Here is a 12,246-nt window from a genome sequence, read left to right as displayed (position 1 = left end):
GGCACGGGGAGGCGGCGGTCGGGTCCGCCGCCTCCCGGCCGGGCTACTTCGCGTTCGCGGTGTCGAGCGCGTCCTGCAGGTTGGTCTGCAGGTCGCCGAGGATCGACTCCGGGTCGCCGGTCGCGAGGCCCTCGAGCGCCGAGTTGAAGTCGGTGATGACGGTCGCCGCGCCGGCGAAGGCCACGGGGCTCACCGCGTAGTCGTTGCCGGAGACGAAGGCGGCGTTCTCGGGGTACTTCGTCGCGTACTCGGCGGCTCCGGTCTCGGTGGAGGGGATGACTCCGAAGGCGTCCGAGAAGGCGAGCTGCTGCTCGTCCGAGGTCAGGGCCGACACGAGCGACTCCGTCTTCTCGGCCGTGGCGCTGCCGACGGGGATGCCCCAGCAGTTGCTGAAGGTGAAGGTCGACTTCCCGCCGGGGCCGGCGGGGAGCTCGGCGACGCGGTAGTTCACGTCGGGGTAGTCGGCCGCGAGCGCTCCGTTGATCCACGGGCCCTCGATGACCATCGCCGCCGCGCCCTTGCCGAACGCCTCGCCGGACCAGCCGGAGTCGAGCGCTGCCGGGAACTTCAGCACGCCGTCGGTGAGCAGCGTCTTCACTTCGGTCAGGCCCGCGACGTTCTCGGGGGTGTCCGCGGTGACGGTGGTGCCGTCCTCCGAGAGGAGCGATCCGCCGGCCTGGTTCATGAAGGTGCCGATGCGCGCGTACTCGGCGCCGAAGGAGAGCCCGGTCACTCCGTTCGCGGTCAGCTTCGTCGCCGCCGACTCGAGCGAGGCCCAGTCGGTGGGGACGTCCGCGTCGGTGAGGCCGGCCGCCGCCCAGAGATCCGTGTTGATCACGAGGCCGAGCGTGGAGAAGTCCTTGGGCTCGCAGTAGAACCGGTCGTCGTAGCTGAACGCGTCGCGCAGCGCCGGGTAGAAGGCGTCGGCGTCCCCGGCGTCCTGGGCGTACGGCTCCAGGTAGCGGTTGCTCGCGTAGGTCTGGAACTGGTCCCAGCTCATGTAGAAGAGGTCGGGCGGGTTGCCGCCGGAGAAGCCCTGGCCGAGCTGCTGCGTCAGGTCGCTGGCGGCGACCACGTCGACCGTCGTGCTGTTCTGCTCGCCCCAGGCGTTCACGGCGTCGGTGACGGCGGTCGTCTCGGCGTCGCCGGACGAGCCGATCATCACGGTGAGGGCGGAGTCGCCGCCCGCGTCACCGGAGTCGGAGCCGCTCGAGCAGGCGGCGAGCGGGAGCAGCAGGCCTCCGGCGAGGATCGCGGCACCCCAGCGTGCCGCGCGGTGGGTGGGGGTCATGGTCTGGCCTTTCGTGGGGAGGGGCGCCGGTCGGAGTGACGGCGCCTCAGTCGGCGGGGTGGTGGAGGGGGGTGCGGAGCACGAGGTGGGGCTCGATCAGGCGGTGGGCCTCGCCCGGCGCGAGCGAGCGGTGGACGACGTCGTCGCCGCGCTCGCCCAGCAGGAGCTCGAGCGCGCCCGCGGCCACCGCGTCGAGGTCCTGCTCGATGCTCGGCAGGCCGACGGCCGCGGCGACGGGGGTGTTGTCGAAGCCGACGATCGGGAGGGAGGGCCGGCCGACGGCCACGGCTGCCATCGAGGCGCCGAGCGCGAGCGAGTCGGAGACGCAGACCAGCCCGTCGAGCTCCGGGGTCGAGCGGAGGAACTCGATGGCCGCGATCCGGGCCTGCTGGACGTCGTCCTCGGAGGAGGCGGCGAGCAGTGGCGCGTCGGGGAACCGCTCGCGGTGCACCCGCTCCCAGCCGCTGCGGCGGTCGTCGCCGGTCGCGGATCCGCTCGGCCAGCCGAGGAAGCCGATGCGGGAGCAGCCGCTGTCGGCGAGGTGCGCCGTGGCCTGGGCGAGCCCGGCGGCGCCGTCGACGTCGACCCAGAGGTGCTGCGGGTCGTTGCGGTCGTCGACGCCCCAGGGGCGGCCGAAGGTGACGAAGGGCACGGCCTGCTCGATCAGCCAGGCGGTCCGGGGGTCGCCGTAGAAGGTGGAGGTGAGCACGAAGGCGTCGACGTCGGCTCCGTCGCGGAGGCGCCCGATCCGCTCGATCTCCTCCTCCGGGCTCTTCGCCGTGTAGAGGAGGATGCGCATGCCCCGCGCGTCGGCCTGCTCGGTGACGGCGTGGAGGAAGCGGTCGAGCAGGCTGCCGGAGATGCCGTCGAGCACGCGGTCCATCCGGACACCGATGGTGCCGGACTTGCGGGTGCGGAGGCGGCGGGCGGAGGCGTGCGGTCGGTAGTTGAGGTCGCCGATCGCCTTCTCCACGCGCTCGCGGGTGCTGTCACGGACGATGTGCGGGCTGTTGAGCACGTTCGACACGGTCTGGCGCGAGACGCCGGCGGCACGGGCGACGTCCTCGACGGTCGGCAGTGCCATGCGTCCTCCTCGACGTGCTCTTGATCGTTCCAACCCGGCGGAATATACCGGTTTGATCGATCAAATCCTTCGGTAAGGTTACCTCCGACGACGCCGCTGTCAACCGTCCGCCACGCTCCGGCACTCCCGGGGCCGGCGGAGGACGATCGGCGGCACGCCCCCAGCACCGACGATCCAGTGAGGAGTCGACCGTGACGACCGAGCGCGACGACCGACAGACCCCGCCCCGCCAGCCCCTCCTCCACGACTCCCTCGTCCTGCTCCGCGCGCCCGTGCAGCTGTGGTCGGACGAGGCGGGCGAGGTCGGCTCCCGCCCCGTGCACGGGCTCTACCTCGGCGACGTGCGCGTGCTCGCGGGCGCCTCCCTCCGGGTGGGCGGCGCGGCGCTCGAGGCGATCGCGACCGGCCGCGACGGCGCCTCCTCCGCCCGCTTCACCGCGCTCGCCCGCCATCTCGACGACGCCGCCGCGGACCCGCGGATCCGCGTGGTCCGCTCGCGGGAGGTCTCCGCCGGCGGCGTCCGCGAGAGCATCCGCCTCGAGTCGGCGCTGCCCGACGAGGTCGCGACCACCGTCGAGCTGACCCTCGACCCCGACTTCTCGCTCGTGCACGTGGTGAAGGCGGGGCTCCGCGACGAGCCCTCCTTCGCGACCGCTCTGGTGGACGGCGGCCTCGACTGGACCCACGGCCCGGTCCGCGCCGAGCTGCGCGCGCCCGGCGCCTCGATCTCGGGCACGGTGCTCACCTGGAGCGTCGTGATCCCGGCCCGCGGGAGCGTCGAGGTCGTGTGGAGCGTCGCCGCGGGGGACGCCTCCGCCGTGGTCGCCGCCGCGTCCGGACCGGCCGAATGGGCGGGGACCGCGCTCGAGACCGGCGACTCCCGCCTCGCCTCCTGGTGCCGCGCCGCGCTCGACGACCTCGACGCCCTGCGCATGGTCACCGTGGAGCGCCCCGGCGAGCCCTTCCTCGCCGCGGGAGCGCCGTGGTTCTTCACCCTGTTCGGCCGCGACTCGATCTGGGCGGCGCGGATGCTCCTCCCCCTCGGGACCGGGATCGCCGCCTCCACCCTCCGCGTCCTGGCCGGCCTGCAGGGCACCCGCCACGTCGCGGACACCGCCGAGCAGCCGGGCAGGATCATGCACGAGCTGCGCGCCACGACCCTCGAGATCCCCGGCGAGGGCGTCTCGCTGCCCCCGCTCTACTTCGGCACGGTCGACGCCACCGCGCTCTGGGTCTGCCTCCTCCACGACGCCTGGCGCTGGGGGCTCCCGGACGACGAGGTCGAGGAGCTGCTGCCCGCTCTGGAGGCGGCGCTGCGCTGGCTCCGCGACGACGGCGACTCCGACGGCGACGGGTTCCTCGAGTACGTCGACACCACGGGGCACGGCCTCGCCAACCAGGGCTGGAAGGACTCGGGCGACTCGATCCAGTGGCGCGACGGCACGCTCGCGGAGGGTCCGATCGCGCTCTGCGAGGTGCAGGCCTACGCCCACGAGGCCATGGTCGGCGGAGCGGCGCTGCTCGAGCACCTCGGCCGTGACGGCTCGGAGTGGCGCGAGGCGGCGTCGACGCTGAAGGCGCGCTTCGCGGAGGCGTTCTGGATCGACGACGCCGACGGCGGCTACCCGGCGATCGCGCTCGACGCGGCCGGGCGCCCGGTCGACACGATCACCAGCAACCTCGGCCACCTCCTCGGCACCGGCATCCTCTCCCCCGAGCACGCCGCCCGGGTCGCCGAGCTGCTGGTCTCCCCCGGGCTCGACTCGGGCTTCGGCCTGCGCACCCTGGACACCGGCTCGGGCGGCTACTGGCCGCTGTCGTACCACGGCGGCTCCGTCTGGGCCCACGACACCGCGATCGCCGTCACCGGGCTCGCCCGGGAGGGCTTCGGGGCGGCGGCGACGACCCTCTCGCGCGGACTGATCGCCGCGGCCGAGGGCTTCGGCTACCGGATGCCCGAGCTGCACTCGGGCGACCCCGCCGCCGAGGTGCACGCGCCGGTGCCGTACCCGGCGGCCTGCCGACCGCAGGCCTGGTCGGCGGCCGCCTCCGTCGCCGTGCTGTCGGCGGCGCTGGGGCTCGCTCCCGGAGGCGACACCCTGGTCGTCGCGCCGCTCTCGCCCGCGCTCGCCGGGCCGATCCGCGTGGACGGGATCCGCTACCGCGGCTCCGTGGTGCCGGTGGACTGGGACGGCAGGATCTGAGGCGCCGCGCCGCTCAGGGCGGACCGGCTCAGATCAGGCCGGCTCAGGGCAGGCGCGCTCAGGGCAGGCGCGCCACGACCGCGCGCGCGATGCGCCGGCCCGAGCGGTTCGCCCCGATGGTCGAGGCCGTCGGGCCGTAGCCGGCGAAGAAGACGCGCGGATCCGTCAGCGAGGCTCCGTCGGCGACCGCGATGCCGCCCTCGCGCTCGCGCAGCCCGAGCGGAGCGAGGTGGCGCAGCTCCGGCCGGAAGCCCGTCGCCCAGATGATCGCGTCGGCGCGCGTGAAGGAGCCGTCCGGCCAGCGCACGCCCTCCTCCTCGATCGACGAGAACATCCCCCGCTCGTGCAGGAGCCCGCGCTCGATCCCGGCGACCACCCGGCGGGTGCGCTGCACGCCCGTGCCGCCGACGATGCTCGGGAGGGGCAGCCCGGCGCGGGCGGCGCGGTCCTGCTCGGCCACCGCCTCCACCGCCGACTCCATCGCCAGCTGCTCGCCGTCGTGGTAGACCACCGGTCGCCGCGTCGCCCACGTCAGCGAGCGCGCCACCCGCTCGAGCTCCAGCAGGAAGCCGATCGCCGAGGTGCCGCCGCCGACCACGAGCACCTGCTTCCCGGCGAAGTCCTCGGCGCGGACGTACTCGGTCGGGTCGATCTGCACGCCGCGGAAGCGGTCGCGCCCGGGGTAGTGCGGGACGAAGGGCGATCCCCAGGTGCCGGTCGCGTTGACGAGCAGGCTCGCGCGCTCGACCGCGCGGTCGGACTCGACGACGAGCGGCGACCCCGTGTCGTGCGGCGTCGCACTCGTGACGCGCCGCACCGACTCCGGACGGCGGATCTCGAGACCGAGCTCCTCCTCGTAGCGCCCGTAGTACTCGCGGACCACGTCCCGTGCCGGTCGCCGGTGATCGGCCGTGCGGAACGAGAGCCCCATCCGCTCCATGCCCGGGAGATCGTGCACGCGGTGCGCGGAGCCGAGCCGCAGGGCCTCCCAGCGGAACTGCCAGGCCCCGCCGGGCTCCGGACCGCGGTCGAGGACGATCAGGTCGCGCCCGGGGACGAGGCCGAGACGGCGCAGGTAGTAGGTCACGGACAGACCCGCCTGACCCGCGCCGATCACCACGACGGGACGCGGTGGGGCGACGCTGTCCACGGTGCTCCTGACGCGGTCGAGGATGGGCGGCCGTCCGGCAGATCGAGGCCCGGGGTGGCGTGTCCCCCGTCTGCTAAACTACCGCGTAGATTTCAACTTTCCCTGTCTGCTCTTTTCCCCAGCCGGCTCACTGCCCGTCTGGCCTGTCATCGTGAGGGGGTCACCCATGGGGCGCGGCCGTCAGAAGGCGAAGAACACCAAGATCGCCCGTGAGCTGAAGTCGTTCAGCCCGGCGGTCGATTACAGCGCGCTCGAGCGCGAGCTCAGCCACCCGGACGAGCCGGACTACTCGAAGTGGATCGACGCCGAGGACGACGGCGACGACACGGACCTCGTCGAGGAGCCGCACCAGAAGCGTGCGTGACTCCTCCCGTGAATCGGGGCCGCTCCCTCGGGGCGGCCCCGATTCGCGTGCGGGCGGTGATCCGGCGGGTGAGGGACCCGACCTGGAGCGCGGGTCGCTCGGCTGAGCACGTTCTCCCGCTTTCCGCCACTGAGTGCAGAATGTCGGTGCCCCCTGGGACACTGACCGGATGAGCACTTCCCCGCCCGCACGGCTGCCCGTGTGGCAGTCGGAGCGTCGCGGGAACGACCTCGACGAGGCGCGCGACTTCTACGCCGGCTCGTACAACGGCTCCGGCTTCCGGGCCGAACGCTCGGTCGTGCCGTTCGCGTTCCGCTACACGACGACCGGGCCCGGGCCCGTGAGCCTCCACTCCGCCTCCTTCCTGGGCCGGGTGCGCGGCACGGTGGCCCCGAGCGACGTCTACGTCGCCCTCTGGCTGACCGCGGGGCGCGCCTCCCTCGACCTGGGGCGCGACGAGCACCGCCTCGTCGTCGGACGCCCGGCCATGTTCCCGAGCGGCCGGCCCTTCGGCTTCGAGGCCCTCGAGTACCGCGACGCGCTCGTGCACTTCGAGGCCGCCCACCTCGAGGCGATCGCCGCCGAGCTGCACGGCACCGAGCCCGGCCCGCTGCGGTTCGCCCCCGTGGCGCGCGACACGACCGCCTGGTGGGCCGCGATCCGGCTCCTGCGCGACACCCTCGCCTCCCCGCACACGCCCACCGTGCTGCAGCGCGACGGCGTCGCCCGCATCGCCGCGCTCGCCGCCCTGCAGACCTTCGCCCACTGCATCGCCCCGCTGCCGGCCGTGCCGCCCTCGGTCAGCGCTCGGCGCCTCCGACGGGCCGTGGAGTTCGTGCAGGCCAACGCCGACCTGCCCCTCGGAGTGGCCGACATCGCCGACGCGGCCGGGCTCACGGTCCGCGGCGTGCAGCTGGCGTTCCAGCGCGCCTTCGGCGAGACCCCGCGGCACTACCTGCGCGACGTCCGCCTCGAGCGCGCGCACGAGGAGCTCTCGGCCGGATCGATCGGCTCGCTGGTGGTCGGCGACGTCGCCGCACGCTGGGGGTTCATCAGCGGCGGCCGCTTCGCCCAGCACTACGCGACGCGGTTCGGCGAGCTCCCGAGCGAGACCCTCCGGCGCTAGTCCCGCCGATCCCCGACGGCGGTTCCGCCGAGGGGCGTTCGGGCGTACTGTCCGAGGACCGCCCGCTGCCCCGCGGGCCGCGTCGATGGAGCCGCGAATGTTCGAACCCGGAGGATCCGCGCGGCCTGCCGCGCGGGTCGGCTACGTCACCGCCGCCCTGCTGGTCGGCGCGATCCTGGTGGGCGGCGCGGTCGGCGCCGCCGTCGCCCTGGTCCTCTACCTGCCCGGCGTCCTCGCCGCCGACGGCCCGCCCGGGCTGGTGAGCTTCGGCCTGCTCATGGGAGCGGCCTCCGGCGCGGGCATCGGAGTCGTCGGAGGCGCGGGAGCGGTCGCCGGCATGGTCGCGGTGCGCGTCGCGAGCCGCCGCGACGGCCCGTTCGTGCTCGGCACCAGCGCGGGCGCCGGTCTCGGCGTGCTGGTCGCCTCCGCGAACCTGCTCGTCAGCCGCGATGCCCCGACCTGGGCGACCGCCCTGCTCGCCACCGCGGCCGCCTGCGCCCTCTGCGCGGCGGGCTCGTGGCTGCTGACCCGGCACGAGCACTCCTGGGAGCGCGCGCACGCCGCACCGCGCTGATCCGCGGCGCCTCCGGGGATCAGCCCGCGTAGGACCCGACCAGGCGGACCGCTCCGCCGTCGACGCCCTTCGCGCCCTGCTCGAAGCCCTCGAACCCGCGCGCGGCCGTCGAGACGCGGCCCGCGACCCACGACGGGACGCCCGAGCGCTCGAGGCGTGCGATCACACCGTCGGCCGCCTCCGCCGCGACCACGGCGAACATGCCGATGCCGAGGTTCCAGGTGCCCTCGGTGCTCTCGAGCGTCGCGCCGGACATCCCGGCGAGCGCGCGGAACACGTCGGACGGGCTCCAGCTCGCCCGCTCGACCTCGACCCAGGAGCCGCGCGGCAGCACCCGGGCGAGGTTCGCCGCGATCCCGCCGCCGGTGACGTGGCTGATGGAGTGGACGGCCGGGCCGAGCTCGGCGTCGTCGAGCAGGTCGAGGAGGGGCCGGGTGTAGAGGCGGGTCGGCTCCAGCAGCACCTCGCCGACCACGCCGCCCAGCTCCTCGGAGCGGTCGGTGAAGCCGATGCCGCGCTCGGCGAGGATGTGGCGCACGAGCGAGTAGCCGTTCGAGTGCAGTCCGGAGGAGGCCATCGCCACCACGACGTCGCCGTCGCGCACGCGGTCGGCGCCGCGCACCTGGTCGGCCTCGATCGCGCCGACCGCCGCGCCCGCCACGTCGTAGTCGTCGGGTCCGAGCAGGCCCGGGTGCTCGGCCGTCTCGCCGCCGACGAGCGCGGTGCCCGTCTCGGAACAGGCGCGCGCGATGCCGGCGACGATGTCGGCGATGCGGGCCGGGACGACCTTGCCGCACGCGATGTAGTCGGTCATGAAGAAGGGGCGGGCGCCGACCACGACGATGTCGTCGACGACCATGCCGACGAGGTCCTGCCCGATGGTGTCGTGCTTGTCGATCGCCTGGGCGAGCGCGACCTTGGTGCCGACGCCGTCGGTCGAGGTCGCGAGGAGGGGGGCTCGGAAGTCGCGGAGGAAGGAGACGTCGTAGAGACCCGCGAAGCCGCCGACCCCGCCGAGGACCCGGCTGTCGTGCGTCGCCGACACCGCCGACTTCATCAGCTCGACGGCGAGGTCCCCCGCCGCCGTGTCGACTCCTGCGCGGGCGTAGCTGCTCGTCTCATCACTCACGCGACGACCCTACCGACTGCCCTCTCCCGCCGCGGCGCGGATCCGGGTCCGCCGCACCGGCGGCTCCCGCTCCGCGCCCGCGGTCACGCGTCCCAGGCCACGTAGTGCAGCTCGGCGCGGTCGCGGCTGCGGTGGAGGTCGAGGTAGGACCGGGCGATGACCTCGGCCGCCGCGTCCGGGTGGCCGCCGTCGATGAGTGCGGTGATCGCCACGTGGGCGGCGTAGACGCCCCGGGGCTCGAGCGCGGAGTGGAGGTTGAGGACCCAGTTCCGCAGGCCCGCGGCGGCGATGTTGATGTTCGCCAGCGCCGCGTGCGGGGAGACGGAGCCGCCGCCGGTGGTGACGAGGATCGTCCCGCTGCCGGCGGCGATCATGTCCGGAACCACCTCGCCGACGGCGCGGAGCGCGCCGCCGAGGTAGAAGTCGATCTGCGGCTGCAGGTTCTCGGGCGTGACGTCCAGGACGCCGACCGGGGTGAGAGCGGAGTCGGCGGGGGAGAACTCGAGGACGTCGATCGGACCGAGGTCGGCACGGATCGCCCGCAGCGCGGCGGTCAGGGTCTCGGGCTGCGCGATGTCGGCGGCGAACCCCGCCGCCTCGATGCCCTCCTCGGCGAGGCGGGCGGCCAGGCCGTCCAGCTTCTCCTGGTTCCGCGAGACGAGGGCGACGGTGAAGCCGGCCCGGCCGAAGACGCGGGCGATCTCGAGGCCGAGGCCGGGGCCCGCGCCGATGACGGTGAGAAGGGGCATGGGAGGTCCTGTCGTCGTGCGCCCCGGGGCGCGATGCGCGGGGCTGCTAAGTTGAGGTCAGCCTCAACACTCATTGGATCATAAGTTGAGTGGCGCCTCAAGATCATCGGGAGGATCACGTGGACGAGCAGAAGGCCCTGCGCCGGGACGCGCAGCGGAACGTCGAGAAGCTGCACGCCGCCGCCCTCGAGGTCTTCGGCTCCCGCGGCCTGGCCGCCCCCCTCGAGGACATCGCCCGTCACGCCGGCGTGAGCATCGGCACCCTCTACAACCGCGTCGGCTCCCGTGAGGAGCTCATCGACGCCGTCGTCCCGGCCGTCGCCGGCGAGAAGCTGAAGGGCCTGACCGAGCGCGCTCTCGCCGAGCGGTCCTCCCGCGGACGCCTGGAGCGCTTCGTCTCCGGGATGATCGACCTCCAGCTGGAGGACCCCGCCCTCAACGACGCGATGCTGCGCCGCTTCCCCGACGCAGTCGCCCTCATCGAGGCCTGCGACCGCTCGATCGAGCTCGGCCGGGGTCTCGTCGCGGCCGCCCACCGCGACGGATCCCTCTCCCCCGACTTCACCCACGACGACCTGATGGCCCTGCTCTGGATGGCGGGCACTACCAGCCGCGAGTCCGCGGCTCCGCAGGGCTGGCGCCGCGTCCTGGACCGCAGCCTCGCCGGCGCCTGGACGGCTCCGAGCAGCTGAGCGGCCGCGCGGCTCCCCGACCGACCGCCCGGCCGATCCGCCGGTCGACGCCGCCCTGAGCACCCCCGCGACCACGGATCCGCCCACGGCGAACCATTAGGGGATGAGTCCCCCGCGTGCCAGGATGGACCGTCAAACCCCCCTGCTATCCCCTTGGGAGCCCCTCCGGCATGTGCGGAATCGTTGGGATCGTGTCCTCCGGACCGGTCAACCAGTCCATCTACGACAGCCTCTCCCTCCTGCAGCACCGCGGCCAGGACTCGACCGGCATCGCGACCGCCGACGGCAGCACTCTGCACATCAAGAAGGCCGCGGGACAGGTCCGCGAGGCGTTCCGCACCCGCGACATGCGCTCGCTGCTCGGATCCATGGGCCTCGGCCACGTGCGCTACGCGACGAAGGGCAACGCCGAGCGCGAGGAGGAGGCCCAGCCGTTCTACGTGAACGCGCCATACGGCATCATCCTCGTCCACAACGGCAACCTCACGAACACGCGCGAGCTCACCGAGGAGCTCTTCCGCATCGACCGCCGCCACCTCAACACCACCTCCGACACGGAGCTGCTGGTCAACGTGCTGGCGAACGAGCTGCAGGCCTCGATGTCGGGCCGCGACCTCGACGCCGACGAGGTGTTCGACGCCGTCGCCCGCGTGCACGAGCGCGTCGAGGGCTCCTACGCCACCATCGCGCTGATCGCCGGCGTCGGGCTGCTGGCGTTCCGCGACCCCTTCGGGATCCGCCCGCTCATCGTCGGCCGCCGCAGCAACACCGGGGCGCCGGACGACTGGGTCGTCGCCTCCGAGTCGCTCGTGCTCGAGGCGCAGGGCTTCGAGATCGTCCGCGACGTCGCTCCCGGCGAGGCGGTCTTCATCACCCCCGACGGCCGGATGGCCAGCCGCCAGTGCGCGAAGGACCCGCGACTCATCCCGTGCTCGTTCGAGTACGTCTACCTCGCCCGCCCCGACTCCGTGATGTCGGGCATCTCGGTCTACGAGGCGCGCCTGCGCCTGGGCGACCGCCTCGCCGACACCATCGCGCAGTACACCCCGGGCGGAGCGATCGACGTCGTCATGCCGATCCCCGACTCCTCCCGCCCCGCCGCGATGCAGGTCGCGCAGAAGCTCGGGATCGAGTACCGCGAGGGCTTCTACAAGAACCGCTACGTCGGCCGGACGTTCATCATGCCCGGGCAGGCGGTCCGCAAGAAGTCGGTGCGGCAGAAGCTCAACGCGATGTCGAGCGAGTTCAAGGGCAAGAACGTCCTGATCGTCGACGACTCGATCGTCCGCGGCACCACCTCCAAGGAGATCGTCGACATGGCCCGCGCGGCCGGCGCGAACACGGTCACCTTCGCATCCGCCGCGCCTCCCGTGCGCTACCCGCACGTGTACGGGATCAACATGCCCTCGCGCCAGGAGCTCGTGGCCCACAACCGCCGCATCCCCGAGATCTCGGAGGCGATCGGCGCCGACCAGCTGATCTACCAGGAGGTCGCCGACATGAAGGCGGCGATCCTCGAGGGCTCGGACGTCACCGACCTCGAGACCAGCTGCTTCACCGGCGAGTACGTCACGGGCACCGTCACCCCGGAGTACCTCGACTGGGTGGAGCGCACGCAGCTGAGCTGAGCTCTGCACAGCGCCGGGCGCGGCGCAACGGGTGCCGCGCATCCGTGCGCCGCTCCATGATCGGAGGGTGCGCGGCCCCGCGCGCATGCACCCGAGGAGTCCCCCGTGATCTACCGAATCCTTCCGTTCCTGCTCACCTTCGTGGCCAAGAAGATCTCGAAGTTGCAGAAGGCCAAGCGCGCCGCCGCCAAGCGCCCGACGTCCAGCGCGAGCAGCAGCCGCCGCTCCTCGTCGCGCCGGGGACGCTGACGCCGC

12 protein-coding genes are annotated in these 12,246 nt (G+C 73.5%); 7 read left to right on the top strand and 5 right to left on the bottom strand.

What is annotated here, in order from left to right:
* Positions 1 to 43 precede the first annotated feature (43 nt).
* Together C5C25_RS12515 and C5C25_RS12510 are read right to left on the bottom strand one after the other, a co-directional pair.
* The gene (locus C5C25_RS12515; RefSeq protein ID WP_104250796.1) at positions 44 to 1,291 is read right to left on the bottom strand and encodes an extracellular solute-binding protein; all 1,248 of its coding nucleotides are present in this window, start codon (positions 1,289 to 1,291) and stop codon (positions 44 to 46) included.
* Between the two features lie 46 nt (positions 1,292 to 1,337).
* Positions 1,338 to 2,375, bottom strand: coding sequence for a LacI family DNA-binding transcriptional regulator (locus C5C25_RS12510; RefSeq protein WP_104250795.1), 1,038 nt, complete (start codon positions 2,373 to 2,375; stop codon positions 1,338 to 1,340).
* A 191-nt stretch (positions 2,376 to 2,566) separates the two neighbouring features.
* Here C5C25_RS12510 and C5C25_RS12505 point away from each other — a divergent pair, with 191 nt between their 5' ends.
* Positions 2,567 to 4,579, top strand: coding sequence for a glycogen debranching N-terminal domain-containing protein (locus tag C5C25_RS12505; RefSeq protein ID WP_104250794.1), 2,013 nt, complete (start codon positions 2,567 to 2,569; stop codon positions 4,577 to 4,579).
* A 58-nt stretch (positions 4,580 to 4,637) separates the two neighbouring features.
* Here the strand turns inward: C5C25_RS12505 and C5C25_RS12500 are convergent, their stop codons facing one another.
* Complete coding sequence (locus C5C25_RS12500) at positions 4,638 to 5,729, bottom strand: NAD(P)-binding domain-containing protein (RefSeq protein WP_104250793.1); 1,092 nt, start codon at positions 5,727 to 5,729, stop codon at positions 4,638 to 4,640.
* A 166-nt stretch (positions 5,730 to 5,895) separates the two neighbouring features.
* Here C5C25_RS12500 and C5C25_RS12495 point away from each other — a divergent pair, with 166 nt between their 5' ends.
* From C5C25_RS12495 to C5C25_RS12485, 3 genes are all read left to right on the top strand, one after another.
* The gene (locus C5C25_RS12495) at positions 5,896 to 6,093 is read left to right on the top strand and encodes a DUF3073 domain-containing protein (RefSeq protein WP_097167615.1); all 198 of its coding nucleotides are present in this window, start codon (positions 5,896 to 5,898) and stop codon (positions 6,091 to 6,093) included.
* A 169-nt stretch (positions 6,094 to 6,262) separates the two neighbouring features.
* Positions 6,263 to 7,219 carry a helix-turn-helix transcriptional regulator gene (locus C5C25_RS12490; RefSeq protein WP_146079470.1) on the top strand — a complete coding sequence of 319 codons (957 nt, stop codon included), beginning with the start codon at positions 6,263 to 6,265 and terminating at the stop codon, positions 7,217 to 7,219.
* 97 nt (positions 7,220 to 7,316) lie between these two features.
* Entirely contained in the window at positions 7,317 to 7,793 is a 477-nt protein-coding gene (locus C5C25_RS12485) for a hypothetical protein (protein ID WP_104250791.1), read from the top strand.
* Positions 7,794 to 7,812: 19 nt separating this feature from the next.
* Here C5C25_RS12485 and purM read toward each other — a convergent pair whose 3' ends face one another.
* Together purM and C5C25_RS12475 are read right to left on the bottom strand one after the other, a co-directional pair.
* On the bottom strand, positions 7,813 to 8,922 hold the full coding sequence (gene purM / locus C5C25_RS12480) for a phosphoribosylformylglycinamidine cyclo-ligase (RefSeq protein WP_104223764.1): 1,110 nt from the start codon (positions 8,920 to 8,922) through the stop codon (positions 7,813 to 7,815).
* 83 nt (positions 8,923 to 9,005) lie between these two features.
* Positions 9,006 to 9,671, bottom strand: a complete 666-nt coding sequence (locus tag C5C25_RS12475; protein ID WP_104250790.1) for an SDR family NAD(P)-dependent oxidoreductase — start codon at positions 9,669 to 9,671, stop codon at positions 9,006 to 9,008.
* Between the two features lie 119 nt (positions 9,672 to 9,790).
* Here C5C25_RS12475 and C5C25_RS12470 point away from each other — a divergent pair, with 119 nt between their 5' ends.
* The 3 genes from C5C25_RS12470 (at position 9,791) to C5C25_RS16565 (ending at position 12,240) form a co-directional block, all read left to right on the top strand.
* Positions 9,791 to 10,363 carry a TetR/AcrR family transcriptional regulator gene (locus C5C25_RS12470; protein WP_104250789.1) on the top strand — a complete coding sequence of 191 codons (573 nt, stop codon included), beginning with the start codon at positions 9,791 to 9,793 and terminating at the stop codon, positions 10,361 to 10,363.
* A gap of 170 nt (positions 10,364 to 10,533) precedes the next feature.
* Positions 10,534 to 11,991, top strand: a complete 1,458-nt coding sequence (gene purF / locus C5C25_RS12465) for an amidophosphoribosyltransferase (RefSeq protein WP_104223766.1) — start codon at positions 10,534 to 10,536, stop codon at positions 11,989 to 11,991.
* Positions 11,992 to 12,096: 105 nt separating this feature from the next.
* Entirely contained in the window at positions 12,097 to 12,240 is a 144-nt protein-coding gene (locus tag C5C25_RS16565) for a hypothetical protein (protein ID WP_181133694.1), read from the top strand.
* Positions 12,241 to 12,246: the final 6 nt, after the last annotated feature.

Source organism: Rathayibacter sp. AY2B9 (assembly GCF_002931595.1).
In the GTDB taxonomy this organism is placed as follows: Bacteria; Actinomycetota; Actinomycetes; order Actinomycetales; family Microbacteriaceae; genus Rathayibacter.
This window is presented reverse-complemented; position numbering and strand designations above follow the sequence as displayed.